The organism is Arenimonas daejeonensis (genome assembly GCF_007993735.1).
Classification (GTDB): Bacteria; Pseudomonadota; Gammaproteobacteria; order Xanthomonadales; family Xanthomonadaceae; genus Arenimonas; species Arenimonas daejeonensis.
In genome coordinates, this window is the sequence record NZ_CP042453.1 from 2550945 (window position 1) to 2575288 (window position 24344).

A 24344-nucleotide genomic window follows, 5' to 3' on the forward strand; every position below is an offset into this window, starting at 1 on the left:
ATGCCGACCGAAGCCGAGCAGCCACTGAAGGACGGTGACCTGCTGGCGGCGGTCGACCTGGGCTCAAACAGCTTCCACATGGTCGTGGCCCGCTACGTGCTTGGCCAGCTGCGCATCATCGACCGCATCAAGGAAACGGTGCGTCTGGCCGAAGGCCTGGACGGCCGCGGCGGCCTGAACCCGGACGTGATGCCGCGCGCGCTGGACTGCCTGGCGCGTTTCGGCCAGCGCCTGCGCACCGTGCCACCGTCACGCGTGCGCGCCATCGCCACCAATACCGTGCGCGCCCTGGCCAACCCGCAGGCCTTCCTGATGCCGGCGGAGACCGCGCTGGGCCACGGCATCGACGTGGTCGCCGGCCGCGAGGAGGCGCGCCTGATCTACCTCGGCGTCGCCCACGGCAACCCGCCTCCCGAAGGCAAGCGCCGGCTGGTGATGGACATCGGCGGCGGCTCGACCGAATTCATCATCGGCCAGGGGTTCGAGGCGATCGAACGCGAAAGCCTGCAGATGGGCTGCATCGCCACCACCCGGCGCTTCTTCGCCGACGGCAAGCTTTCGCGCAAGCGCTGGAAGGAAGCCCGCACCGAGATCACAGCCGAGTTCCAGCAGTTCGCCAACACCTATCGCGGCCGCGGCTGGCACGAGTCCATGGGCTCGTCGGGCACCATCAAGGCCATCTGCGACATCTCGATCGCGATGAAGCTGACCAAGGCTTCGATCACCGCCGAAAGCCTGGCCGGCATCCGCGAGAAGCTGCTCGACTTCGACCGGCTGGAGGACATCCGCCTGCCCGGCCTGTCTTCGGAGCGCCGGCCGATCATCGCCGGCGGCCTGCTGGTGCTGGACGCCGCCTTCTCCGAGCTCGGCATCGAGCGCATGTACGTCAGCGAGAACGCCCTGCGCGAAGGCGCGCTGTACGACTTGATCGGCCGTGCCAGCCAGTCGGACCCGCGCGAGGCCTCGATCGTGGCGCTGTGCAACCGCTACGGTGTCGATACGGAGCAGGCCACGCGGGTAGAACAGTCCGCCCTGGCGCTGTTCGACCAGGCCGAGCAGGACTGGAGCCTGGACGCGGACGACCGGCGGCGGCTGTCGTGGGCGGCACGCATCCACGAGATCGGTCTGGCGATCGCCCACAGCCAGTACCACCAGCACGGTGCCTATCTGGTCGAGCACTCGGACATTGCGGGTTTTTCCCGCACCGAGCAGCAGATCCTGGCGGCGCTGGTGCGCAACCAGCGGCGTGCGGTGCACTTGCCCAGTTTCGACAAGCTGCCCGACCGACTGGTGCCCAATGCATTGCGCTGTGCGCTGTTGTTGCGCCTGGCGGTGCTGCTGCACCGCAGCCACGACCGCGATCCGGCGCCCGAGGCGGTGCTGGAGGTGGTCGGCAACGACATGACGCTGAAGCTGTCGAAGCGCTGGCTGGATGGCCATCCCTGACCCGCGCCGACCTCGACACCGAGATCGACTATCTCCGGGACGTGGACCGCAAACTTCAGCTCAAGGCTGTCTGATCGGCTGCTTCTTGATTCTGGAGCGCAGCGTGGGGATCTGGGCCGTCGTCACCGGGGAAGTGAACACCTCTTTCTGCTCAGTGAAGCCTTTTATTTCGCAGAAAGAGGTGTTCACTTCCCGGCGCCGCCGGTCGTGTCGACGTGGTTTCGTGACGGAGTTCTTACTGGCATAGGCGTATTGCATACGCGTGTGGCTTGGCGGGCTTCCGCGTGCGAGATCTTTCTTGCGGATCTGGCGGTTAAACGTGCCGAGGCCCTTTTCCACCACGCGTCACGTCGCGGCGCGTTCCCCTGAACGCGTCTGGTGCCTTCGGAGCAAGGCCGGAAGGAGTACCCGCCGCACAGCGGCGAAAGCGGGCGGCGCGATGCGCCGCACACACCTGCCCGATTTTCGCCAGCAACAGCACACTCGCCTACGACCCAACCTTGCCCCGACGGCACCAGACGCATTCAGGGGAACGCGCCCGCGATAGACGTGTCGCTGGTTTTTCGCGTTGCCCGACTTAGCCAAACGTGCTGCGCGGGAAAGATCACACATGCGGAAGCCCGCCAGGCCGCACGCGCATGCAAAGCGCCGATGCCACACCGGCCCTCCAATCAGCGACCCGGACAATTCGCACCGGCAGCGCCGGGGAAGCGAAGGGTTCTTTCTGCGAAATAAAAGGCTTCACTGAGCAGAAAGAACCCTTCGCTTCCACGGTGATGACGGCGCCAGACCAATAAACCGCGAGCAAGAAAAAGCCGCCCCGAAGGGCGGCTCGGTTTTCAAGGCGACCCCGCGATCAGAAGCGCGCGGTGAACTCCAGACCCCACAGGCGCGGCTCGTTGAGGAAGCCGGTGAGGTTGTTGAAGTCGATCGCGCCGACCACCACTTCCTCGTCCGTGATGTTGCGGCCGTACATCGCCACCTCGTAATCACCGTAGTTCCAGTTGTAGCCCACCCGCAGACCTCCCTCCAGCAACGACTTGCCCGTGAACGACACCGAGTCGTACAGGAAGAAATTGACCTCGCTGCGATAGGCCCAGTCCGTGTAGATGAAGAATTCGCCATTGCCCATCGGCACACCCCAACGAGCCGTCAGGTTGTAGACGTTCTTTGGCGCCTGCGGCAGCGAATTGCCGTCGATCAGCACCGCCGCCGGATTGCCCGGATCCACCGGATCGAGCACCGTGCAGAAGTTCACCGCGCACGGGATCACGCTCAGGTCCGGGTCGTTGATCTCGGTGTCGTTGTAACTCGCGCCGAAGGTCACCAGCAGGTTCTCGGTGACATAGGCCTCCAGGTCCACCTCGAAGCCGCGGCCCTTGGTCTCGTCGGCGTTCACCAGCCGGGCGATGTTGGCGTTGCCGCCCACGGCGGTCAGCTGCTGGTCGTCCACCGTGTAGTCGAACACCGAGAAGCCCAGGCGCACGCGGTTGTCCAGCAGGTCGGCCTTCACGCCGGCCTCGATGGACAGCACCGTCTCGGTCTCGGCCACCGTCACCAGCTCGTCGGCCGGCAGCGAGGCGTCGGCGAACATCAGGCGGCCCTGCACGCTGGGCGCGCGGAAGCCGCTGGCGATGCGACCGTAGACGTTGACGTCGTCGTTCACCTTGAAGGTGGCGCTGAAGTCGCCGCTGACGTTGGTGTCTTCCGGGCTGACCGCGATCGGCGCGATCGGCGGACCGAACGGACCGGTGACGCGCTCGGCGACGAAATCCTTCTGGTCGTCGGTGTAGCGCAGGCCACCGCGCAGGATCCAGCGGTCGGTCAGGTCGTATTCGCCGGAAACGAACACCGCCCAGGCGGTGTTGTCCTGGCGCTGCACGGCGTAACCGTTCTCGGCGCCGCCGAAGCCGTCATAGGAGAAGCTGTCCACGTCGATGGACTCGTCGAACCAGAACAGGCCGGCCTGCCAGTCGAAACGGCCCCACTCGTTGGATTCCAGGCGGAACTCCTGGCTCAGCTGGCGGTGGTGCGGCAGGCCGTCGGCGGACTCGGCCGGGAACAGCGCCTCGCCCGGCTCGTTCGGCGGGAAGTTGCCGTAGATGTAGCCGCCGTCGATGTCGCCGCGGCTGTAGGTGTCCACGCTCTCGTAGCCGGTGACCGAGTACAGGCTGACGCGGTTGAAATCCCAGCGCATGCGCAGGTTGCCGCCGATCTGGTCCAGGTCCTGCTCGTTGCGGCCGTCGATGCTGATGAACTCGCGGCGGAAGTCCGGCTGGATGTCGTTGGTGCCCGGCACGATGATGCTGGAGCGGAACAGGCGTGCGGTGCCGTCCAGGCTGCGCATGTGCACATTGGCCAGCGCCTCGAAGTCGTCGCTGCCGTCGAACAGGAACTGCAGGCGCGCGGCCGACTCGCGGTAGCCCTCGAGGTCTTCGCCCGGGCCGTTGAGCGTGTTGTCCACGTAGTCGTCGCGGCGCTGGTGCAGCACGGACAGACGCGCGGCAATGCCATCGCTGATGCCGCCGGTCACGGCGCCTTCCAGGTTCATGCTGTTGAAGCGGCCGTAGGAGACCTGGCCATAGCCGCCGAACTCATGTTCCGGACGGGCCGAGCCGAACTTGAGCACGCCGGCCGGGAGTTGCGGCCGAACAGGGTGCCCTGGGGGCCGCGCGCCATCTCGACCTGGTCCAGGTCGAACAGCGGGAAACCCTTGAGGATCGGGTTCTCCTGCACCACGTCGTCGTAGATCAAGGACACCGGCTGCGAGGCGTTGAGGTCGAAGTCGGTATTGCCCAGGCCGCGGATGTAGAAACGCGGGAAGGCGCGGCCGAACGAGGATTCGATCTGCAGGCTGGGCAGGCGCGAGGACAGGAAACGGATGTCTTCGCCGCCGGACCCGAGCACGTCGAGTTTCTCGCCGCCCAGGCTGGTGATGGACACCGGCACGTCCTGGATGTTCTCGACGCGGCGCTGGGTGGTCACCTCGATGACATCGAGCTGGGTGGTGTCGTAGTCCGTGCTCTCGGCGGTGGTCGTTTTATGGGCCTGCGCCTGGGTGCTGAGCACGAGGGCGATGGCGAGCGGGAGCAGTCCGCGGCTGGGCCGGGCACGCCGGGCATTGGCGATCTTGGGCATGGTGGTTTATGGAGCGACACATGAGGGCACCGACCGGAAAGCGGGCGGCGAAATGGAAAATCCTTGTGCACCCGCGCTGGCGCGCCAGGCTCCCCTGCCTGATGGGTGTTACCGGCTCATGACTCCCGAAGCGCGCCTATCCTAGCCATACGCCGCCGTTTAGTGAAGCTAACCCCTGCGGGTCCGCCGTCATGGCCCCGTCATTCCCCGGTCATGCCGCTGGCACGGGCCGCGGCGATGCTGGCCGCCATGAACCGAAGCCGCCGATTCGAACTCGTCACCGAGACCTACCCGCCCGACGTCAACGGCGTCGCCCTGACCGTGCAGGCGCTCGAAACCGGCCTGCGCCGGCTCGGCCACCCGGTCGGCCTGGTCCGGCCCCAGCGCGACGAGGACAGCGGCCGGCCGGACGCCGACCTGCTGCTGGTCGAGGGGGCCCCCATCCCCGCTATCCCGGCCTGCGCTTCGGCCTGCCGGCCGGCCGGCACCTCGCCGCCCGCTGGACCGCCCAGCGCCCGGATGCGGTCTACATCGCCACCGAAGGCCCGCTGGGCTGGTCGGCCCTGCGCACCTGCCGTCGCCTGGGCATCCCGGTCGCCACCGGCTTCCATACCCGTTTCGACGACTACGTGGGCCGCTACGGCGCCGCCTTCCTCAGCCCCTGGGTGTTCTCCTGGCTGCGCCGCTTCCACAACCGTGCCGACGCCACCCTGGTGCCGACGCGCGAACTGCAGGACACGCTGGCCCAACAGGGTTTCCGGCATGTGCTGCGGCTGGGTCGCGCGGTGGACACCCGCGCCTTCCATCCCGGCTTCCGCGACCTGTCGCTGCGGGATTATGGGGCGCGGTCGAAGGCGCCCCGGTGGTGGTCCACGTCGGCCGCATCGCCCCGGAAAAGAACCTGCCGCTGGCCGTGCGCTGCTTCCGGGCGCTGCAGCGCCAGCAGCCCGAGGCACGCTTCGTCTGGGTCGGCGACGGCCCGGCGCGGGCTGACCTGCAGGCGGCCAACCCCGACTTCATCTTCACCGGCATCCAGCGCGGTGACGAACTGGCGCGCACCTACGCCAGCGCCGACCTGTTCTGCTTCCCCAGCCTGTCCGAGACCTTCGGCAACGTCACGCTGGAAGCCATGGCCAGCGGCATCGCCACGGTCGCCTTCGACTACGGCGCCGCGCGCGAGCATCTGTGCGACGGTGCGCATGGCGCCACCGCCGCCTTCGGCGACGAGGCGGGCTTCGAACGCGCCTTCCTGGCCACGGCCCTGGCCACCGATCTGCCCGGCATGGGATCGGCAGCCCGGCAGGCGGTGCTGCACCTGCACCCGGACCGGGTGGCCGAGGATTTCGCCGGCCTGCTGGCCGGCCTGGCCGAACGGCGGGAGGCGGCGTGAACGCCCGCACCCGCCGGCTCGTGTCCCGCGAGCACGGCTGGTGCCTGGCCGCCAACCGCTGGGGCGCGCGTGCGGCGGTGCGCGCCTATTTCCGGCTGATCAGCCGGCTCGGCGATGGCGCGTTCTGGTATGCGCTGATGGCGGCGCTGGTGTTGTTCGACGGGTGGCGCGGCCTGAGTGCCTCGGCGCACCTGGCGGCCACCGGCGTGATCGCGCTGGTCCTCTACCGCAAGCTCAAGCGCTGGACGAAGCGTCCGCGGCCATATGCGGCGGACGGTCGCATCCAGCCGTGGATCGCGCCGCTGGACGAGTTCAGTTTCCCGTCGGGCCATACGCTGCACGCGGTGTCGTTCACGGTGGTGGCGCTGGCGCACTATCCGGTGCTGGCGTGGCTGCTGGTGCCGTTCGCGGCTTCGGTCGCGGTGTCGCGGGTCGTGCTCGGCCTGCACTATCCCAGCGATGTCATCGCCGCCACGGGCATCGGCTGCGCGCTCGCCTCGTTCTCGCTCTGGCTGGTGCCCGGCGTCGGCCTCTTCTGAAGCGCTTGCTGCGCAAGCAGGTCAGGGGCTCGTGCTCGGTTGGTTCGGTGCGCCGGGAGCGTTCCTGGCGATAGGCCGCCGCACGAGGAAACTTTCCCGGACACGCCGCAAGTACGTCCATGTAGGCTCTTCAGCGACGTCCATGTCGCTGAAGGTCCGGAAAAAGTTCCCTCGCACGACGGCCTGTGGTCGATCTGGGCCGGACTGTCTGCCAGAAGCCAAGGCAAGCGAGCTCTTGCGCTAAATCGGCATCCCGGCCCGGACGGTCCGCAGGTCGTCGTGCGTGAGGTCTCTTTCCGGGGCTTCGAAAACATGGACGTTTTCGAAGAGCCCCCATGGATGGGTTCACGGCGTCCCCGGAAAGAGACCTCACGTACGGCGGCCTATCGCCAGGAACGCTCCCGGCGCACCGAACCAACCGAGCACGAGTACTTGACCTGCTTGCGCAGCAAGGCTCACGACAAAGCGCGGAGCCAGAACGTGAGGGGCTTTTCGGAGGGCGCGGCGGCGCCGATCTCCTTCCAGGACAGTCGCATCGTCAGTCCGGGTTGCCGCACATAGCCACGCTTGGTCCAGAAGGCTTCGTTGCCACGGTGATGCGCCGGGCGGCGCTGATCGTCGGGGTCGCGGTCTACCGCGCAGAAGGCAGTGAAGGCGAAACGGCCGAACGAACGCGCGTGGGCTTCGCGCTCGTCGAAGAATCGGTGGCCCAGCCCACGTCCGCGATAGGCGGGCAACAACACCGACTCACCGAAATAGAAAACATCGGCGACCGGACGACCGGCGTCCAGGAAAGGCCGCTGGAATTCCACCGTGTCGTCCGCCAGCGGCAGGCCCGTGGATGCACCCACCACCCGCCCGCCATCGAAGGCCAGCACGAACACACTGTCGGCCGAACGCGCGTAGGCCCGCAGATAGTCCTGCTCGTAGCCGAAATCGCCGTCGTACAGATACGGCCAGTCGCGGAACACCACCACCCGCAGCCGCGCCACGTCGTCCAGCCACGGACCGATCGCGGCTCCGCAGGCCCGCTTCACCGTGATCGCCGTGCTCACCTGCCGGCCTGCTCCCCGATCCAGGCATCCACCCGGCGCTCGAGCAGCGCCAGCGGCAGGTCACCGCCCGTCAGCACCAGGTCGTGGAAGGCCTTGATGTCGAACTTCGGGCCCAGCGACGACTTCGCCTTCTCGCGCAGCGCCAGGATCTTGTTCATGCCGACCTTGTAGGCCAGGGCCTGGCCCGGCATCACCAGGTAACGTTCGATCTCGGCGACGACGTCGGTTTCCGGCATGCCGGTTTTTCCAGCATGTAGGCGATCGCCTGCTCGCGGGTCCAGCGCTTGTCGTGCATGCCGGTGTCCACCACCAGGCGCACGGCGCGGAACATCTCTGCCTGCAGCCGACCCAGGTTGTCGAGTGGCTGGTCCTGGAAACCGATCTCCCAGGCCAGGCGTTCGGTGTACAGCGCCCAGCCTTCCGAGAACGCCGTGAACGGCAGGATCTTGCGGAAGGTCGGCACGCCGGTCAGTTCCTGCTGGATCGTGGTCTGGAAGTGATGGCCGGGGATGGCCTCGTGGTAGGCCAGCGTGCGCATGCCGAAACGCGCCACTTCGGCCGTATTGCGCAGGTTGATGTAGAACACGCCCGGCCGCGAGCCATCGAAGGCCGGCGGATTGTAATAGGCGCCCGGCGCGGTCTTCTCGCGGAACTCCGGCACGCGTTCGACTTTCACGCCCTGCTTGGGCCGCACATTGAAGTAGTCGCCGATGCCGGCATCGATCTCTCCGATGATGGTGGTGAAGTCGGCGATGATCGCCGCGCGGCCTGCATCGGTGTCGGGATAGAGCTGGTCGGGACGCTGGGCGATCAACTGCACGCGTTCGCCGATCGTGCCTTCCTCGAGGCCTTCGCCGATCAGGATGGCGTTCATCTCGGCCTCGATGCGCGTCACTTCGTCCAGGCCCAACTGGTGGATCTGCGCCGGCGTCATGTCGGTGCTGGTGTGCTGGCGCGCCGACCAGGCGTAAAGGCCGCGCCATCGGGCAGGGCCCAGACGCCGTGGTTGCCGGTGGTCCTGGGCAGCAGGCCGTCGTAGTAGGCGATGAACTGGCCATAGGCCGGATACACCTGGTCCGTGATCGCGGCTTCGGCCTGGGCCAGCAGGCTGTCGCGTTCGCCTTCGCCCAGGGTGCCGGCGGGCAGCTTGTCCAGCTTTTGTGCCAGGGACGTGTAGAGGATGTTCTGCTTCGCCGCCGCGCCGGTGAAGCCGCGCATTTCGGCCAGCACCTTCTCGACCACGAAGGTCGGCGGCAGGATGCCGGCCTTCTCCCGGGCATGCAGGCCCTCGAGCACCTGTTCCACCATCACCGGCGTCTTGTGCAGCCGGGCGATGTAGTTCTCCGCATCGGCCGCCGAAGACACGCCGTGCTGGGTGGCGAGGAAGGTCGGGAAGTTGCTCTGCACGCCGAACAGCTGGTTCAGCGGGTAGTCGTGGTGGGCGAACCGTTCGCCTTCGGCCTGGATGGCCAGGAAGTATTCGAGGATGTCGTAGGACAGCCGGGTGTTCTCGTCCATCGCCTCGCGGTCGTATTCACGCAGGGTGGCGAGGTCGTCCCGCAGTTTCTCCTGCATCTCGCGCTCGCGCGCCAGTGAACGGTCGGTCAGTTCGTCGCTGTACCAGTCCATCCAGGACGGCAGCATGCCCAGCGATGTCAGCATCTCGGGGTCGTCTACCGCGTATTCGATGAACACCCGCTCGAAGAACCAGTCGATCTTGGCCGGCCGCGCGTACAGGGTATGCAGGGCCAGGCCGGTCGCCATCACCATCAGGGCGAACACCAGCCAACCGGTCAGTCGGAACAGAGTCTTCATTCGGGGTCTCCAGGCGAAGCCCGGAACATAGCAGAGGCCGGACCGGCGTCCACCCTGCCGCGGGTCATGAGCGATAGACTGCCGGCATGAACTATCGCCACGGATTCCATGCCGGCAACCACGCGGACGTGCTCAAGCACCTGGTCCTGGTCGCCCTGCTCGATGCGCTCAAACGCAAGGAGGGCGCCTTCTACGTGCTCGACAGCCACGCCGGCCGCGGCCAGTACGACCTGTCCGGCAGCCAGGCCAGCCGCACCGGCGAGGCCCGGGAAGGGTTCCTGCGCCTGCCGGCCGCCGGGCCGGGCACGCCACCCGCCTTCGCCCGCTACCTCGAGGCCGTGGCTGAAACCCAGGAACTCGCACCCGGCACCTACCCGGGCTCACCCCTGCTGGTCGCACACGCCCTGCGCGACCAGGACCGCGCCGCCGCCTGCGAACTGCTGCCCGAGGAGGCGGCCGCGCTCAAGGCCGTGCTGGCCGGCGACCCCAAAGTGCACGTGCATGCGCGCGACGGTTACGCCGCGCTCAAGGCCCTGCTGCCGCCGAAGGACGGCGCCACCCGCTTCGCCCGCGGCCTGGTGCTGATCGACCCGCCCTACGAGGCGCAGGAAGGCGAGTACCCGCTGATCCTGGCGGCACTGAACGACGCGCTGTCGAAGTTCCCGCAGGCCACCTACGCCGTCTGGTACCCGATCAAGCAGCGGCCCAGCCTGCACCCCTTCTTCCGCAAGGTCGCCAGCCTGCCGGCGAAATCCGCGCTGGCGATCGAACTGCTGGTGCGCCCGGACGATTCGCCGCTGCGCATGAACGGCAGCGGCATGCTGCTGCTCAACCCGCCCTGGCAGATCGAGAAAGCGATCGAACCCGCGCTCAAACCCCTCGCCCAGGCCATGGGCGAAGCCGGCGCCTCCTGGCGCCTCACCTGGTTGAAGCAGGACAAGGCCTGACCCATGAGCACACCGCACAAACGAGCCCAGTACAGCCAGCGCGGCCCGGTGCCGCAGGACGTGATCTCGGCGGTCGAATTCGAACTGCCGCCGCTGCCGCTGCCCGCGGGCACGGCGCGGGTGGCGGTGCTGGCCGCGCCGATCAATCCTTCCGACGTGCTGACCCTGACCGGCGAATACGGCCTGCTGCCGCCGCTGCCCGCGGTCGGCGGCAACGAAGGCGTGGGCCGCGTACTGGAAGTCTCCGGCGACGTCGCCGGCCTGGCGCCCGGCACGATGGTGCTGCTGCCGGTCGGCTGCGGCACCTGGACGACGCATCTGGACCTGCCCGCCAAGGCCCTGGTGCCGCTGCCCGACGGCGTCGACCCGGTGCAGGTGTCCATGCTCACGGTGAACCCGCCCACCGCCCTGCTGATGCTGCGCGATTTCGTGGACCTGCAGCCCGGCGACTGGGTGATCCAGAACGCGGCCAACTCCGCCGTCGGCGGTTATCTGGTGCAACTGGCAAAACTGCGCGGCATCAACACCATCAACGTGGTGCGCCGCGCCTCGGCGATCGAGGCGGTGCAGGCCGCCGGCGCCGAGCACGTGATCGTGGACGCCGAGGACCTGCCCAAGCGCGTGCGCGAGAAGGTCGGCGACGTCGCCATCAAGCTGGGCATCGACTGCGTCGGCGGCGTGTCCACCGAGAACCTGGCGCGCTGCCTGGCCGAGGGCGGCACCCCTGGTGAACTACGGCGCGATGAGCGGCGAGCGCTGCATGATCTCGCCGCGCTATTTCGTGTTCCGTGACATCACCCTGCGCGGCTTCTGGCTGTCGCAGTGGTTCAAGAAGGCCAGCGCCGAGCAGCGCCGCGCCGTGTTCGCCGAGATCGGCGGCCTGATCGCCGAGGGCAAATTGTCGGCGCGGGTGCAGGCCACCTATTCACTCGACCACATCAAGGAAGCCGTGGCCGCGGCGGCCAGCAACGCCCGCGACGGCAAGATCGTGATCGAACCCAACGGGCCGCCGCGCGCGGCGATCTGACCCCTGAAGGAGTATCCGACATGAAACCGCATTTCGTGCTGGTGGATTTCGAGAACGTGCAGCCGAAGTCACTGGCTTCGCTGCAGGGCGGACAGCACCAGGTGCGGGTGTTCCTTGGCGCCAGCCAGACCAAGATCACGCTGGAGCTGGCGCAGTCGCTGCAGGCCTTCGGGCCCGACGCCAAATACGTGCAGGTCTCGGGCAACGGCAGCAACGCGCTCGACTTCCACATCGCCTTCTACATCGGCCGGCTGTCGGCCCAGCATCCGGGCGCGACCTTCACCATCATCTCGCGAGACACCGGTTTCGACCCGCTGATAAAACACCTCGCGGGCAAGGGCATCGCCTGCCGCCGCAGCGCCAGCATCGGCGATGCCGGCAAGACCGTGCCGCCGGCGAAAACGCCTTCCGTGCCCAAGCGCACCGCGGCCCGCGAGGCCGTCAAACCCGTGCCGCCCGACCCGCGCCTGGCCGTGGTGCTGGAAAACCTGGGCAACATGAAGGCCAGCCGCCCGCGCACGCTCAAGACACTTGGCGCCAGCGTGCGCAGCTGGTTCAAGCCGGCGTTGGACGACAAGGCCCTGGCCGCCCTGCTCGACCAGCTGGCCAAGGCCGGCAAGATCAAGGTGGACGGCAGCAAGGTCGCCTACACGCTGGGCTGAACCAGCCACAATCCGTCCCCGCACTTGTTATTCGTAGCGGAGGGCTTCGATGGGGTCGAGGCCGGCGGCCTTGGACGCCGGCATGATGCCAAACACCACGCCGACCAGGGCCGAGAAACCGGCCGCCGCCACGACAACCCACATCGGCACCGAGGCCGGCGGGAAGTTCGGGATCAGCGCGGCCACGCCCAGTCCGGTGAGCCAGCCCAGCACGATGCCGATCAGGCCGCCCAGCAGCGCCAGCAGGCCGGCTTCGGCCAGGAACTGCACCAGGATGTCGCGCCGCGTCGCGCCCAGCGCCTTGAGGATGCCGATCTCGCGCGTCCGCTCGGTCACCGACACCAGCATGATGTTCATGATGCCGATGCCGCCGACCAGCAGCGAGATGCCGACGATGCCGCCGAGCACCGCCGTCGTCATCGCCGCGAACTCCTCGAAACTCTTGACCGCCGACTCCGCCGTCTGGATTCGGAAATCGTCGTCCTGCGCCGGCTTGAGCTTGTGCGACTGCCGGATCGCCCGCTTCACCCGCTCGCGCAGCGCATCGATTTCGCCCAGGTTGCTGGCGGTGAACGAAATGGACATGCGCGGCTTGTTGGTGCTGCCGGTCATCGCCCGGCCGACGTCGAACGGGATCACGACGTAGTTGTCCTGGCTCATGCCGAAGATCTCGCCGCGTTTCTCCATCACGCCCACGACCTTGAACCAGTCGCTGCCGATGCGGATGAATTGGCCGACCGGATCCTCCGGCAACTCGAGGTCATCGCGCACCTTCGGCCCGATCACCACGACCTTGCGCCGGCTCTGGTCGTCGCTGGCGACCAGGAAACGGCCGATGTCCGGGTACAGGCCCTGCACGGCGGTGAATTCCGAGGAACTCGCCAGCACCTGCGCGGCGGCGGTGCGTCCACGCACGGAGATGCCGACCACCGGCACCATCATGGTCGGCACCACCTTCTCGATGCCGGGCACGCGGTGGCGCAGCGTCTCCACGTCCTGGAAGGTGAGGAAGTTCTCGCGACCGAGCACGGCCTCATTGAAGGGCGTGTGCGCCTGCAGGGTCAGCGTGCTGCCGCCGATGTCGGCGAACTGTTCGGTGACGAAGGCCGAAAAGCCTGGATCAGCGACACCACGGCAATGACGGACGCGGTGCCGATCAGGATGCCCAGCGTGGTCAGGAAGCTGCGCATGCGGTGCGCCAGCAGGCTGGTCAGGGCGGCGCGGAAGGCTTCGAGGTAGGCGGTCATGCAAGTGCCTCTCGCGGTGGGTTGACGGTGTCCTCGACGATGCGGCCGTCGCTGACGCGCAGGGTGCGGCGACAGTGCGCGGCGATGTCGGGTTCGTGGGTCACCACCACCACGGTCTGGCCGCTGCGGTGCAGTTCGTCGAACAGGGCCATGATCTCCAGCGAGGTGCGTGAGTCGAGGTTGCCGGTGGGTTCGTCGGCGAGCAGGATCGACGGCTTGCCGACCAGGGCGCGGGCCACCGCCACGCGCTGGCGCTGGCCGCCGGACAGCTGGTTCGGCCGGTGCCCGAGTCGATTGCCCAGGCCGACCTGTTCCAGCGCCGCGGTGGCCAGGCGCTGTCGTTCGGCGCGCGGGATGCCGCGGTAGACCAGCGGCTGGGCGACGTTGTCGAGCACGGTCAGCCGCGGCAGCAGATGGAAACTCTGGAACACGAAGCCGATCTCCTGGTTGCGCACTTTCGCCAGTTCGTTGTCGTCCATGTGCGAGGTGTCGCGGCCGTTGAGCACGTAACTGCCCGAGGTCGGGCTGTCGAGGCAGCCGATCAGGTTCATCAGGGTGGACTTGCCCGAACCCGACGGACCGATCAGGGCCACGTATTCATTGCGGCCGATGTGCAGGTCCACGCCGTCGAGCGCGCGCACTTCCTCGTCGCCCATCAGGTAATGCTTGGTGATGCCGGTGAGGCGGATCATTCCGCGGCGGCCTCGCCATCGGTGGCGGCCACGGCGTCCGCATCCATCCGCGCCTTGGCCTTGTCCGCCGGCGCACTGGCGCGCACCCGGTCGCCGTCCATCAGGCCGCGCAGCAGCTTGGCCGGGCCCGTGATGACCCGATCACCTGCCGTCAGGCCGTCGGTGATCTCCTCCCAGCGGTCGTCGGACTGACCGACCTGCACGACCACGCGCCGGGCGTAACCATCCCGGTCCACCCAGACGAAACGTTCGGTCTTCTTGTCCTCGCTCTCCTCGCTGCCGACGGCTTCCACCGGCACGGCCAGGCGGCTGGCGCCATCGCCGAGGAAGATGTCGGCGCGCGCGCTCATGCCCGAACGCAGGGCCAGGTCTTCCGGTGGCTCCATCAGCACCACCACCTCGTAGGTGCGCGCCTGGTTCTCCAGGGTCGGCGCCAGCGCGATACGCTGCACCTTGCCCTTCAACGCGGTCTCCGGGAAGGCCGTGGCATAGACGTCCACCGACTGGCCGACGCTGACGCGGGCGATGTCGGCTTCGTCCACCTTCAGCTCGGCCTGGATCGCCGAGGTGTCGGCGATCTTCATCAGGCTGGCGCCGGCGAAGGCATTGGTCGAGGCGATCGCGGTCTCGCCGATCTTGATCGGCAGGTCGACGATGGTGCCGGTGATCGGCGCACGCACGTCGGTCTTGCTGAGCTGCTCGCGCGCCTCGCTGAGGATGGCGTCGGCGCGGCGCAGCGCTTCCTCGCTGCTCTGCAGCTCCACCCGGGCCAGGTCGCGGGCATTGCGCAGGTCGTCGTATTCGCTCTGGCCGATCATCTTCTGCTCGATCAGCTGCGCGCCCCGCGCCAGCCGCTTCTCGGCCAGCGCCAGCGCCAGCCGCTGCCGGTCGATGTTGATCGCGCTCTGGCGGCGGCTGGCCTCCTCGCGCTCGATCGCGTTGCGGTAGGTCTCCGGGTCCAGGGTCAGCAGCAGTTGACCGGCTTCGACGTGGTCGCCTTCCTTCACCTTGATGTCGCGCACCTTGGCGACCAGCTCCGAGGTCAGGTTGACCTCGTTGAGGTAGCCAGCACGCCCGAGGCCAGGATGGTCGGGCGGATTTCCTGCGCAGCGGCGGCGGCGATGTCCATTTCCTTGCTGGATTCGCCGCGCATGGCCTTGATGACCAGCGGGATCGCGATCAGGGCCACGATGCCCGCGGCGACGATGAACTTCTTGTTGGGTTTCATGCGTGGTTCCAGGCGGATTCGACGGTCAGACCAGGGCGGGGATGCTCAGCGCCCCGAAATACAGCAGCCACGGGAACACCGCGATCGCCAGCGCCTGGCCCCAGCCGGTGCGGAACCAGGTCTTCCAGCCCAGCGCCACCAGGAACATCACCCAGAAGCACAGCAGGTTGACCGACTTGGCCAGGGTGCTCCAGGGATGGTCCAGCGGCAGCTGCACGAACAGCGGGTCGATGCTCAGCAGCTGCAGCGATTCGAACGAGGTCTGCGGCGAGCTGGTGAACGTGCCGATCAGCGCGATGACGCTGGCGAACAGCATCGGCATGCCGCCCCAGGCCGTCAGCGCCAGGCCGTGGCGGAAACCGACCGCCTTGCCGGTGATCTTGCCCACCAGCAGGTAGTACAGCGCGAGCAGCGGGTAGATCACCGCCGTCATCACCACCACCATCGCGACCCCGATATAGCCCGACACGCGCGCGCCCGGCAGCATCGCGCTGACCTGTTCAAGCTCGGCCTTGGTCATCTGCCCGGCCATGGCCTGGTTGCGGTGGTCCACGAACCACTGCGGATCCACGTGCAGGTGATAGGCCAGGATCGCAACCGTCGCCACCAGCAGCGCCAGCAAGGTCGGCACCAGGAAGGTGGGCTTCTCGCGCAGGTCGGTGAAGACCTTGACGGGCTCGAGGTAGATGTTGATCAGGTGCGACATGCAGGATTTCCTTTGCGGGTGGTGGCCGACTCCCCAGTCGGCCGGTGGAGGATAGGGCCTCGACGGGGTCCGTGGGGCCCTTGTGACGAATCCCGTCCTGGAGCGGACGAATGCATGGACGGCGCGACAGGGCGAAACGTGACAAACCGTCACCGGACCGGTGGCCGACGGACAGGCTATCCTGATCGTTCTTTCGACCCCGGGCTGATTCCGCATGCGCCTGCCGATCCTGGTCCTGTGCACGAGCCTGCTGTCGTGCATGCCCGCCGCCGCACTGACACCGGTCGAACCCGACCGCCGCATCGCCATCACCGTGGATGACCTGCCCTGGGCCGGCCTCGGCAGCCACCCGCCGCGCATACCCGCGCCGGAACTGCTGGCGGGCCACCACCGTCTGGTGGCGGCGATCCGCGCCGCAGACGCTCCGGTCACCGGTTTCGTCAACGAGATCAAGCTCGAAGTGGACGGCGAGGTCGTGCCCGAACGCCTGCAGATGCTGCGCGACTGGCTCGACGCCGGCGCGCAACTGGGCAACCACACCCACGGCCACGTGGACCTGCACGCCGTCGGGCTGCCCGCCTACCAGGACGACATCCTCAAGGGTGAGCGCCAACTGCGTCCGCTGCTGGCCGAACGCGGCGCAGCACCGGAGTGGTTCCGCCATCCCTACCTGCGCGCCGGCCGCACGGCCGAAGACAAGGCCGCACTGGCAGCATTCCTGGCGGAACACGGCTACCGCATCGCCCCGGTGACGGTGGACAACAGCGACTGGATCTGGGCCCTGGCCTATCGCAAGGTGCTTGAACAGGGCGGCGACGTGGCCACGCTGCAGCGCCTGCGCGAAGAGTACGTGCCGTACATGCTGGCCAAGCTCGACTACTACGAACGTTTTTCCATCGCCCTGCTCGGGTATGCCCTGCCCCAGACCTGGCTGTTGCACGCCAATCAGATCAATGCCGACACCTACCCGGCCCTGCTCGCCGGCGTGCACGCCCGCGGCTACCGCGTGGTGCCGCTGGCCGAAGCAATGCGGGACCCGGCCTACGCGCGCGCAGATGCCTATACCGGCCGCTGGGGCCCGAGCTGGCTGCACCGCTGGGCGATCGGCGAGGACAAGCCGCCGGAATTTTTCGCCGGCGAACCACGGACGCCACGCTGGGTGCTCGACCTGGCCGGCATCGACAGCGAATAGTGCAGGCGCTTGACCCGTCCATCGCTTCACCCTTCACGCTGGCCTCCCCCGACCCGAGGAGACCCGCCATGCACCCGCCCGTCATCGCCGAACACGTCGACCACCACTACGTCCAGACCATCCACGCGCCGCCGCACGACGTGTTCCCCCTGTTATGCCCGGTGCGCGAAAAGGAATGGATGCCGGACTGGGAAGCCCGGATGATCCACAGCCGCTCCGGGCTGGCCGAGGCCGGCGCGGTGTTCGCCTCGCCGCGTGGCACGGGCGAGACGGTGTGGTACACGGCCGCGCACGAACCCGACCGCCATGTGCGCTTCGTGCGCTTCCATCCCGAAGGCGTGGTGGTGGACATCAGCATCGATGTCGCACCCGATGGCCCGGATGATTCGAAAGTCGCAGTGCGCTACCGTTTCACGGCCACGTCCGACGCGGGCACGGCCACGGTGCGCGGCTTCACCGCCGAGGCCTGGCTGGCCATGATGGAAACGTGGGAAGGACTGATGAACCAATGGTTCGCGCAACGGAAAAACCACTGACGGTGACCGCGATGGGCCGGCGCTTCGGCCTGTCGCGCAGCACCCTGCTGTATTACGACCGCATCGGCCTGCTGTCGCCCGGTGCCCGCAGCGGCGCCGGGTACCGGCTGTATTCGGCCGACGACGTGGCGCGTCTGCAGCGCATCGTCGCCCTGCGCGCCGGCGGCCTGCCGCTGGACGGCATCCGTGCCGTGCTCGACAGCCGCTCGTCGCTGACGGCCGTGCTGGAACAGCAGCTGGTCGCGCTCAACGGGCAGATGCGGCAGATGCAGGAACAGCAGCGCGTGCTGTGCGCCATGCTGGGGCAGCCGGCGCCTGCACGCGGCCTGGACAAGGCGGCATGGACCACGATGTTCCGCGCCATCGGCCTGGACGACGAGGGCATGCGGCGCTGGCACGTCGCGTTCGAGGCGCGGCAGCCGGAGGCGCACCGGGATTTCCTGGTGTCGCTGGGTCTGGATGAGGACGAGATCGGGAAGATCCGCGCCTGGTCCCGAAACGACACCGGCTGACATCGGTTTCACGTTTCCATACGCGGGTTCTGGAATCATCGCCACAACCCCAGCCTGGAGCCCCGCCATGCGCGAACGCCACCGCAGGACCGCGGACGATTTCCCGCCGGAAGTGATGCGCCTGTTCGACCAGTACGTGCACGGGCTGATCGACCGGCGCGGTTTCCTCAAGGGGGCCGCCGCGTTCGCCGGCAGCGCCGGCGCCGCCGGCCTGCTCGCGGCACTCACGCCGGATTTCGCCGCCGCGCAGCAGATCGCGCCGGCCGATGCGCGCCTGAAGACGGAGTACGTGACCTTCCGTCGCCGAAGGGATACGGCGAAGGCCGCGGCTACCTCGTGCGTCCCGCCGACGCGACCGGCCCGCTGCCCGTGGTGCTGGTGGTGCACGAGAACCGTGGCCTGAACCCGCACATCGAGGACGTGACGCGACGCCTGGCGCTCGAGGGTTATCTGTCTTTCGCGCCGGACGCGCTGTACCCGCTGGGCGGATATCCGGGCGACGAGGACAGCGCCCGTGCGAAGTTCGGCGAGCTCGACCAGGCAAAAACCCGCGAGGACATGCTCGCCGCCGCGGCCTGGCTGCAGGCGCATGCGTCGGGCAACGGCCGGCTCGGCGCGATCGGCTTCTGCTACGGCGGCGCGATCACCAATTTCCTGGCCACGCGCCTGCCCGGCCTGAGCGCCGCGGCGCCTTTCTACGGTAGCGGCCCGTCGCTCGAAGACGTGCCGAAGATCAAGGCCGAACTGCTGGTGGTACTGGCCGAGAACGACGAGCGCGTGAACGCCGGCTGGCCCGCCTACGAGGCGGCGCTGGAACAGGCCGGCGTCACCTACACCCTGCTGCAGCCGCCCGGCACCCAGCACGGCTTCAACAACGACACCACGCCGCGGTATCACGAAGCGGCGGCGAAACAGGCCTGGGAGGCGGCGCTGGCGCTGTTCGGGCGGCGATTGAAAGCCTAAGTGCTTGATCCGATGGCGACTCCGGTGCCGAATCCCCGGAGCCTGCCTCTCCGGCGTTGCTCATATTGCAACGATAGATGTACACAACTGCTAATTGATGCCGTTTTGTAGGCTCCCATACTTCGCCCCACGACAGACGCCCCGCAGGAACGGCATCCCGCCGACCCGGTCCGCCTGCCAAAGGAGCCACGTCATGAACAACCTTTCCAACCTCGTCGGCCGTTTCGGCCTGTCCGCCATCTTCGTGCTGTCCGGCTTCGCCAAGCTGGGCGCCGGTTACGAAGGCACCCAGGGGCTACATGGAAGCCATGGGCGTGCCGGGCGGCCTGCTTCCGCTGGTGATCTTCGCCGAGATCGTCGGTGGCCTCGCCCTGGCCGCCGGCCTGTTCACCCGCTGGGCCGCGCTCGGCCTGGCCGTGTTCTCGGTCGCCAGCGCCTTCCTGTTCCACTTCCAGCTGGCCGACCAGATGCAGTTCATCAACTTCTTCAAGAACATCGCCATCGCCGGTGGTTTCCTGGTGCTCGCCGCGCATGGCGCCGGCAAGTTCAGCGTTGATGGCCTGATCGCCGCGCGCCGCGCGAAGGGCGGTGCGTAATGATCGCCCTGCGTCCAGCGAATGAACGTGGCCACGCCAACCACGGTTGGCTGGACTCGTGGCACAGCTTCTCGTTCGCCGAGTACCGCGACGACAGGCACGTGCACTGGGGTCCGCTGCGGGTGATCAACGAAGACCGCGTGGCCGCGGGCCAGGGTTTCGGCACGCACAGCCACCGGGACATGGAGATCATCAGCTACGTGCTCGAGGGCTCGCTCGGCCACAAGGACTCGATGGGCAACACAGAGTCCATCGTTCCGGGCGAAGTGCAGCGCCTGAGCGCCGGCACCGGCATCACCCATTCGGAGTTCAACTACAGCGCCAGCGGCACCACGCACTTCCTGCAGATCTGGATCATCCCGAAGTTCATGGGCGTGAAGCCCTCGTACGCGCAGAAGACCTTCACGGACGAGGAAAAGCGTGGCCGCCTGCGGCTGGTGGTGAGCCAGGACGGCGCCGAGGGTTCGGTGTCGATCAACCAGGACGCACGGATGTACGCCGGCCTGTTCAACGGCGACGAGCGTGCCGAGTTGGCGCTGACGCCGGGCCGCCTGGGTTATGTGCACCTGGTGCGCGGCCGGCTGGTGGTGAACGGCCAGCACCTGGCGGCCGGCGATGCGCTCAAGTTCAAGGACGAGCCGCGCATCGTGATCGAACAGGGCCGCGACGCCGAGGTACTGGTGTTCGACCTGCCGCCGATGGAGTGATGCGGCGGGCGATTTGCTGACCGACGCCGGCCGGGGACTCCCCGGCCGGCGTTTTATTGCCTAGGCGCCGCGCACGGTCTGGATGTCGGCGCCTTCGCGCATTGTCTTCGTGACCGGCGTGTTGGCGACGATCTCGAGCAGGCGCGTCCACTGCGCCTCGTCCAGGGCCGCATCGCTGCGCAGGGTGCGCTGCACCGTCGCGTGGCCGGCCTCGTCCTTGCGCAGCACCAGGTCCACGGTCAGCCGGCCCAGTTCCCAGCCCTTCTTCTGCGCGTACATGCGCAGGGTGATCGCGGTGCAGGCCGCCAGCGACGCCAGGTAGTAGTCGTAGGGTGCGGGGCCGGCGCCGGTGCCGCCCGCGCGTTCCGGCTCGTCGGCGATCAGGCCGAAGCCGGCGGTGACGATGTCGTGCACGTAGTTGGTGCCGGTGGAAACGATGGTGGCGCCGGCGATGGCCATGGCGGGCTCCTCTGGGATGACGGACAGGGGCACTTTGCCACGCCGGCGCCGCTGGTCCACGGCGTCGAACGGACTCATCCCCGGATCCGGCCCCGGCCGCTGCCGCAACTTCCGTGGTAGCCGCGTTGTCCCGCGGCTCCAGGATCATCTGCCCGCGCGAGTAGTCGAACACCACGTTGTGCCGGCGCAGGAAACGCGAGCCGATCCGGCCGTTCTGGCCGGTGTCGATGACCTCGTCGCCGATCGAATAGTCGACCGGCGTGGACACGGCATGGCCACCGCCGAATCCGACCTCCACCGAAGTGCCGGTCTGGTACTTGGCCAGGCCGCCGACGAAACAGCCGTTCTTGGTCGAACCGCCCGCGGGCACCACGATGCCCTCGTGCGTCTGCGGGAACAGGCTCAGGTCGATGCCGGCGCCACTGTCGACATGCAGCCGGGCCTCGTAGGCCGCGCCGTCGGGCGCCGTGACCCGCGCCTGCACGTAGGGCTGGCGGCTGCTGATGTCGGCGGGGACGATCTCGCCATTGCCGGTGTACCGGTAGGTTTCCGGATCGTGCAGCACCACTTCGCCGCGGTCGTAATTGATCTCGACCACATAACGATGGAACAGCTCGTGGCCGATCACCCCCTGGAACGGCGGCTCGGGGATCTCGCCGGCGCACTTGAGCGTCTGCACCGGAATGGCCAGCACGGTCTGGTCCGGCAGCACCAGCGGGCCGAAATCGATGTCCACCGACGGCTGCACCGCGGCGTTGATCGCCGCCAGGCTGTCGGCGTCGCCGATGCGCTGGACGTTGCTCATGTCCAGGCCCAGCCCCTCGGTCCTGTCGCTGGTGAGGATGGCGAGCATGGACGCACCGGTGTCGAGCACGAAGTCCGCCGGTGCACCGTTGACGTGGGCCGAAACGATCACCCAGCCGTTGTTCTCACGGAACGGCAGGGTCAGCGGCAACGCCTGCTTCAACTGCACCTCGGTGCCGTTGTTGGCGAAATAGAGCCGGGCCATCGTGATCTGGTCGCAGGCGGCCAGGCACAGGGCCAGGCCGATCGCGGCGGCGACGCGGGCCAGGGGACGGGACGGACGGGACGCATTCATGGCACTTGCCCTCGGTGGATGTTGTGTTGAAAACTAGACTCGTTTTTCAACACAGGCAAGCCAACTCATGGCACCCTCCCGAAAGTCCTCCCCCACCCGCGCACGGAGATACCAGCGCGTCAGCGGCCCAGAACAGATCGCCCTTCTGGCCAGTCCGGTCCGGCAGGACCTGGTCGACACCTGGAGGCGCTGGGCGGCGAAGCCGATGTCGCGGCGGTCGCCGCGCAGCTCGGGCGACCACCCGACGGCCTCTACTACCACTTCGACCTGTTGGCCAAGGCCGGCCTGCTGCAGCGTGTGGAAACCGCGGGCAACGCCCGCCGTTACCGCCTTGGCAAAGGACGCGGCGCGCCACTCAAACTCGATTACGGCAAGGACGCGGAGAGCAGCGATGCCGTTGGCCGCGTCGTCGACAAGCTGCTGCAGGCGGCGCGACGTGATTTCCGCGCCGCGCTGCAGGATCCCGGAACGGTGAAGGACGGTCCGGAACGCGAGCTCTGGGCCGGCCGCAACAAGGGCTGGGTGAACCCGCGCGACCTGGCCGAAGCCAATCGCCTGCTGATCCGGCTGCAGCAGCTGCTGCAGGGACCTCGGCGGGCCGGCCGGGACCAACTGGTCAGCCTGTCCTTCGTGCTGGCACCGCTGCCCGCCAAGCCCGGCCGACGCGGCTCGCAGCGATCTGGCAATGAGGACTGAAGACCGGCCAGGCGAGGGTTCCAGCCCGGCACTTGTATTTAATTACCCCATAAATTAATGTCCGCGCCATGCCCCGGACTCCTGCCAGGACCACCGCCCGCCGCACCCGTACCCCCGGCCGTCCGGCGGCAGGGTTGCACGACCATCGCGAGACCCTGATCGACGCCGCGCGCGAGCAGTTCGCCGCACACGGTTTCGCCGCGACCAGCCTGCGCCAGATCGCGCTCGCCGCGAAGGTGACGCCGGCCCTCACCCACTACTACTTCAAGGACAAGGCCGGCCTGCTGGACGCCGTGGTCGAAGACCGGGTCGCGCCGCTGGCGCAGGGACTCGGCGTGGCGGTCAAGGCGGCCGGGCCCGATCCGGTCGCGGCGCTGCGCGCCTTCGTGCACGCCTACACCACGACCGCTTCGAAAAACCCGTGGCTGCCCCGGCTGATCGTTCGCGAGGTCCTGAGCGACGGTGGCGCGCTGCGCACCACGTTCCCGGAACGTTTCGCGGGCGGCATGGCAGCGATGTTGCGCGGGGTCGTGCAGGCAGGACAGGAACGCGGCGATTTCCGCGCCGACCTGGACCCGTCCGAGGTCGCCATGTCCGTGCTCTCGCTCTGCATCTTTCCCTTCCTCGCCGCGCCGCTGGTCAACATGGCGCTGGGCATCGACACCAGCCCGAAGCATGCGGATGCCCTGATTTCCCACCATCTCGCCGTGCTGATGGCCGGCATCGCGAAGAGCCCATGAAGAATCCCGCCCTGCTGATCCCCCTGGCGGCACTGCTCGCCGCCTGCAGTCCCGAACCGGACTACGCCCTGGGCACACCTGGAGCGCGACCGGATCACGCTGCCGGCACCGGTGTCGGAACGCATCGCACAAATCGTCGTGCGCGAAGGCCAGACCGTGGCCGCCGGCGACACCGTGCTGGTGCTGGAGCCCGAACGCACCGGCGCCCGCCTCGACGCCGCCCGCGCCGACGCCATGCGCCTGCGCGCGGCCCTGGACGAAGCGCGCGCCGGCCCGCGCGGTGAAACCATCGCCGCCGCACGCGCCCAGTTGCGCGGCGCCGAGGGCGTGGCGCTGACCGCCCGCCGCGATTTCGACCGCGTGCGCCGCATGGTCGAACGCGAAATGCTGCCGCCTTCCGACCTGGACTTCGCCCGCGCCGCGCTCGCCAGCGCCGATGCCCAGGAACTGGCCGCGCGCGAGTCGCTGACCCTGCTCGAGAACGGCACCCGCAGCGAGCAGATCGTGCAGGCCGAGGCCGCGCTTGCGGCCGCCGAAGCCGAGGTGCAATCGCTGCAGGTCGACCTCGCGCGCACCCGCATCACGGCGCCGCGCGCCGGTTTCGTCGAAAGCCTGCCCTACCGGCTCGGCGACCAGGTGCCGGTCGGCACGCCGCTGGCGATCCTCTTGGTGGGCGATCGTCCTTATGCGCGCGTTTACATCCCGCAGCCGCTGCGGGCCTCGGTGCAGGTGGGCACGACCGCCACCGTGCGCCTGCACGGCACCGACATCCACTTCAACGGCCGTGTGCGCGCCATCCGCAGCGAACCCAGTTTCACGCCCTACTACGCCCTGTCCGGCGAGGACGCGTCGCGGCTTTCATGGCTGGCCGAGATCGAACTTGACACAGCCGCCGACGCGCTGCCGATCGGGCATCCGGTGCGCGCGGAGTTCCAGGCCACGAAACCATGAA

The 24344-nt window shown here is 68.1% G+C and carries 24 protein-coding genes and 5 pseudogenes; 17 read left to right on the top strand and 12 right to left on the bottom strand.

The window, feature by feature from the left end:
* Nucleotides 1–1520 (top strand): annotated as a pseudogene (ppx, locus tag FRZ33_RS12435) (exopolyphosphatase).
* Here ppx and FRZ33_RS12440 read toward each other — a convergent pair.
* Both FRZ33_RS12440 and FRZ33_RS12445 read right to left on the bottom strand, forming a co-directional pair.
* A complete protein-coding gene (locus FRZ33_RS12440; RefSeq protein WP_146909998.1) occupies nt 1507–1785 on the bottom strand; it encodes a hypothetical protein in 279 nt (92 codons plus the stop codon). The pseudogene ppx and the gene FRZ33_RS12440 sit on opposite strands and share 14 nt — an antisense overlap.
* A 517-nt stretch (nt 1786–2302) precedes the next feature.
* Nucleotides 2303–4584, bottom strand: a pseudogene (locus FRZ33_RS12445) (TonB-dependent receptor).
* Nucleotides 4585–4833: 249 nt separating this feature from the next.
* Between FRZ33_RS12445 and FRZ33_RS12450 the strand changes: the two are divergent.
* Both FRZ33_RS12450 and FRZ33_RS12455 read left to right on the top strand, forming a co-directional pair.
* Nucleotides 4834–5974: pseudogene (locus FRZ33_RS12450) on the top strand (glycosyltransferase family 4 protein).
* Nucleotides 5971–6513: a phosphatase PAP2 family protein gene (locus FRZ33_RS12455; protein WP_425480591.1), complete on the top strand. Its 543-nt coding sequence runs from the start codon at nt 5971–5973 to the stop codon at nt 6511–6513. The pseudogene FRZ33_RS12450 and the gene FRZ33_RS12455 overlap by 4 nt, the downstream one beginning before the upstream one ends.
* Nucleotides 6514–6968: 455 nt before the next feature.
* Here the strand turns inward: FRZ33_RS12455 and FRZ33_RS12460 are convergent, their stop codons facing one another.
* Both FRZ33_RS12460 and FRZ33_RS17800 read right to left on the bottom strand, forming a co-directional pair.
* Nucleotides 6969–7568 carry a GNAT family N-acetyltransferase gene (locus FRZ33_RS12460; protein ID WP_146910000.1) on the bottom strand — a complete coding sequence of 200 codons (600 nt, stop codon included), beginning with the start codon at nt 7566–7568 and terminating at the stop codon, nt 6969–6971.
* Nucleotides 7565–9383, bottom strand: a pseudogene (locus tag FRZ33_RS17800) (DUF885 domain-containing protein). The gene FRZ33_RS12460 and the pseudogene FRZ33_RS17800 overlap by 4 nt, the downstream one beginning before the upstream one ends.
* A gap of 86 nt (nt 9384–9469) precedes the next feature.
* On the opposite strand from FRZ33_RS17800, the gene FRZ33_RS12470 reads away from it, so the two are divergent.
* From FRZ33_RS12470 to FRZ33_RS12480, 4 genes are read left to right on the top strand one after another with little or no spacing between them, the layout of a single operon-like run.
* On the top strand, nt 9470–10330 hold the full coding sequence (locus FRZ33_RS12470) for a 23S rRNA (adenine(2030)-N(6))-methyltransferase RlmJ (RefSeq protein WP_146910002.1): 861 nt from the start codon (nt 9470–9472) through the stop codon (nt 10328–10330).
* A gap of 3 nt (nt 10331–10333) precedes the next feature.
* Nucleotides 10334–11122 (top strand): zinc-dependent alcohol dehydrogenase family protein, encoded by a 789-nt coding sequence (locus FRZ33_RS12475; protein WP_227977866.1) that lies wholly within the window; start codon nt 10334–10336, stop codon nt 11120–11122.
* Nucleotides 11091–11357: a zinc-binding dehydrogenase gene (locus tag FRZ33_RS16430; RefSeq protein ID WP_227977868.1), complete on the top strand. Its 267-nt coding sequence runs from the start codon at nt 11091–11093 to the stop codon at nt 11355–11357. The genes FRZ33_RS12475 and FRZ33_RS16430 overlap by 32 nt, the downstream gene beginning before the upstream one ends.
* A gap of 20 nt (nt 11358–11377) precedes the next feature.
* Complete coding sequence (locus FRZ33_RS12480) at nt 11378–12019, top strand: PIN domain-containing protein (protein WP_146910004.1); 642 nt, start codon at nt 11378–11380, stop codon at nt 12017–12019.
* A 27-nt stretch (nt 12020–12046) separates the two neighbouring features.
* Here the strand turns inward: FRZ33_RS12480 and FRZ33_RS12485 are convergent, their stop codons facing one another.
* The 6 genes from FRZ33_RS12485 to FRZ33_RS12500 are packed head-to-tail and all read right to left on the bottom strand — an operon-like array spanning nt 12047 to nt 15892.
* A complete protein-coding gene (locus FRZ33_RS12485; RefSeq protein WP_227978346.1) occupies nt 12047–13099 on the bottom strand; it encodes an ABC transporter permease in 1053 nt (350 codons plus the stop codon).
* Entirely contained in the window at nt 13081–13266 is a 186-nt protein-coding gene (locus FRZ33_RS16435; protein ID WP_227978367.1) for an ABC transporter permease, read from the bottom strand. Before FRZ33_RS16435 ends, FRZ33_RS12485 begins: the two co-directional genes overlap by 19 nt.
* Nucleotides 13263–13958 carry an ABC transporter ATP-binding protein gene (locus tag FRZ33_RS12490; protein WP_146910007.1) on the bottom strand — a complete coding sequence of 232 codons (696 nt, stop codon included), beginning with the start codon at nt 13956–13958 and terminating at the stop codon, nt 13263–13265. The genes FRZ33_RS16435 and FRZ33_RS12490 overlap by 4 nt, the downstream gene beginning before the upstream one ends.
* Nucleotides 13955–14980 carry an efflux RND transporter periplasmic adaptor subunit gene (locus tag FRZ33_RS12495; protein WP_265468633.1) on the bottom strand — a complete coding sequence of 342 codons (1026 nt, stop codon included), beginning with the start codon at nt 14978–14980 and terminating at the stop codon, nt 13955–13957. Before FRZ33_RS12495 ends, FRZ33_RS12490 begins: the two co-directional genes overlap by 4 nt.
* 20 nt (nt 14981–15000) lie before the next feature.
* A complete protein-coding gene (locus tag FRZ33_RS16440) occupies nt 15001–15186 on the bottom strand; it encodes a hypothetical protein (RefSeq protein WP_227977870.1) in 186 nt (61 codons plus the stop codon).
* A 25-nt stretch (nt 15187–15211) separates the two neighbouring features.
* Nucleotides 15212–15892 (bottom strand): YIP1 family protein, encoded by a 681-nt coding sequence (locus FRZ33_RS12500; protein ID WP_158637221.1) that lies wholly within the window; start codon nt 15890–15892, stop codon nt 15212–15214.
* A gap of 214 nt (nt 15893–16106) precedes the next feature.
* Between FRZ33_RS12500 and FRZ33_RS12505 the strand changes: the two genes are divergently transcribed.
* The 7 genes from FRZ33_RS12505 (at nt 16107) to FRZ33_RS12530 (ending at nt 20398) form a co-directional block, all read left to right on the top strand.
* Complete coding sequence (locus tag FRZ33_RS12505) at nt 16107–17084, top strand: polysaccharide deacetylase family protein (protein ID WP_146910012.1); 978 nt, start codon at nt 16107–16109, stop codon at nt 17082–17084.
* Nucleotides 17085–17152: 68 nt separating this feature from the next.
* Nucleotides 17153–17620, top strand: coding sequence for a hypothetical protein (locus FRZ33_RS12510; RefSeq protein WP_146910014.1), 468 nt, complete (start codon nt 17153–17155; stop codon nt 17618–17620).
* Nucleotides 17621–17631: 11 nt separating this feature from the next.
* Nucleotides 17632–18132 (top strand): MerR family transcriptional regulator, encoded by a 501-nt coding sequence (locus FRZ33_RS12515; protein WP_227978349.1) that lies wholly within the window; start codon nt 17632–17634, stop codon nt 18130–18132.
* Nucleotides 18133–18199: 67 nt separating this feature from the next.
* Nucleotides 18200–18535 carry a hypothetical protein gene (locus tag FRZ33_RS16445; RefSeq protein WP_227977872.1) on the top strand — a complete coding sequence of 112 codons (336 nt, stop codon included), beginning with the start codon at nt 18200–18202 and terminating at the stop codon, nt 18533–18535.
* A complete protein-coding gene (locus FRZ33_RS12520) occupies nt 18469–19095 on the top strand; it encodes a dienelactone hydrolase family protein (protein WP_227977873.1) in 627 nt (208 codons plus the stop codon). Before FRZ33_RS16445 ends, FRZ33_RS12520 begins: the two co-directional genes overlap by 67 nt.
* 299 nt (nt 19096–19394) lie before the next feature.
* Nucleotides 19395–19691: a DoxX family protein gene (locus FRZ33_RS12525; RefSeq protein WP_322618998.1), complete on the top strand. Its 297-nt coding sequence runs from the start codon at nt 19395–19397 to the stop codon at nt 19689–19691.
* A complete protein-coding gene (locus tag FRZ33_RS12530) occupies nt 19691–20398 on the top strand; it encodes a pirin family protein (RefSeq protein ID WP_146910018.1) in 708 nt (235 codons plus the stop codon). The genes FRZ33_RS12525 and FRZ33_RS12530 overlap by 1 nt, the downstream gene beginning before the upstream one ends.
* Before the next feature lie 60 nt (nt 20399–20458).
* Here the strand turns inward: FRZ33_RS12530 and FRZ33_RS12535 are convergent, their stop codons facing one another.
* Together FRZ33_RS12535 and FRZ33_RS17805 are read right to left on the bottom strand one after the other, a co-directional pair.
* On the bottom strand, nt 20459–20851 hold the full coding sequence (locus FRZ33_RS12535; protein WP_146910650.1) for an OsmC family protein: 393 nt from the start codon (nt 20849–20851) through the stop codon (nt 20459–20461).
* 682 nt (nt 20852–21533) lie between these two features.
* Nucleotides 21534–21956: pseudogene (locus FRZ33_RS17805) on the bottom strand (aspartyl protease family protein); the annotation flags it as partial.
* 270 nt (nt 21957–22226) lie between these two features.
* Between FRZ33_RS17805 and FRZ33_RS12545 the strand changes: the two are divergent.
* From FRZ33_RS12545 to FRZ33_RS12555, 3 genes are all read left to right on the top strand, one after another.
* Nucleotides 22227–22652 (top strand): hypothetical protein, encoded by a 426-nt coding sequence (locus tag FRZ33_RS12545; RefSeq protein WP_146910019.1) that lies wholly within the window; start codon nt 22227–22229, stop codon nt 22650–22652.
* Between the two features lie 134 nt (nt 22653–22786).
* The gene (locus tag FRZ33_RS12550; protein WP_158637222.1) at nt 22787–23392 is read left to right on the top strand and encodes a TetR/AcrR family transcriptional regulator; all 606 of its coding nucleotides are present in this window, start codon (nt 22787–22789) and stop codon (nt 23390–23392) included.
* Nucleotides 23393–23503: 111 nt separating this feature from the next.
* On the top strand, nt 23504–24343 hold the full coding sequence (locus tag FRZ33_RS12555) for an HlyD family secretion protein (protein WP_227977874.1): 840 nt from the start codon (nt 23504–23506) through the stop codon (nt 24341–24343).
* Nucleotide 24344 lies beyond the last annotated feature (1 nt).

Excerpts from the sequence above, each read along its gene's own strand:
- FRZ33_RS12470 (WP_146910002.1), top strand. The coding sequence starts at position 9,470 with ATGAACTATCGCCACGGATTCCATGCCGGCAACCACGCGGACGTGCTC.
- FRZ33_RS12475 (WP_227977866.1), top strand. The coding sequence starts at position 10,334 with ATGAGCACACCGCACAAACGAGCCCAGTACAGCCAGCGCGGCCCGGTG.
- FRZ33_RS16430 (WP_227977868.1), top strand. The coding sequence starts at position 11,091 with ATGATCTCGCCGCGCTATTTCGTGTTCCGTGACATCACCCTGCGCGGC.
- FRZ33_RS12480 (WP_146910004.1), top strand. The coding sequence starts at position 11,378 with ATGAAACCGCATTTCGTGCTGGTGGATTTCGAGAACGTGCAGCCGAAG.
- FRZ33_RS16435 (WP_227978367.1), bottom strand. The coding sequence starts at position 13,266 with ATGACCGCCTACCTCGAAGCCTTCCGCGCCGCCCTGACCAGCCTGCTG.
- FRZ33_RS12490 (WP_146910007.1), bottom strand. The coding sequence starts at position 13,958 with ATGATCCGCCTCACCGGCATCACCAAGCATTACCTGATGGGCGACGAG.
- FRZ33_RS16440 (WP_227977870.1), bottom strand. The coding sequence starts at position 15,186 with ATGAAACCCAACAAGAAGTTCATCGTCGCCGCGGGCATCGTGGCCCTG.
- FRZ33_RS12500 (WP_158637221.1), bottom strand. The coding sequence starts at position 15,892 with ATGTCGCACCTGATCAACATCTACCTCGAGCCCGTCAAGGTCTTCACC.
- FRZ33_RS12505 (WP_146910012.1), top strand. The coding sequence starts at position 16,107 with ATGCGCCTGCCGATCCTGGTCCTGTGCACGAGCCTGCTGTCGTGCATG.
- FRZ33_RS12510 (WP_146910014.1), top strand. The coding sequence starts at position 17,153 with ATGCACCCGCCCGTCATCGCCGAACACGTCGACCACCACTACGTCCAG.
- FRZ33_RS12515 (WP_227978349.1), top strand. The coding sequence starts at position 17,632 with ATGGGCCGGCGCTTCGGCCTGTCGCGCAGCACCCTGCTGTATTACGAC.
- FRZ33_RS16445 (WP_227977872.1), top strand. The coding sequence starts at position 18,200 with ATGCGCGAACGCCACCGCAGGACCGCGGACGATTTCCCGCCGGAAGTG.
- FRZ33_RS12525 (WP_322618998.1), top strand. The coding sequence starts at position 19,395 with ATGGAAGCCATGGGCGTGCCGGGCGGCCTGCTTCCGCTGGTGATCTTC.
- FRZ33_RS12530 (WP_146910018.1), top strand. The coding sequence starts at position 19,691 with ATGATCGCCCTGCGTCCAGCGAATGAACGTGGCCACGCCAACCACGGT.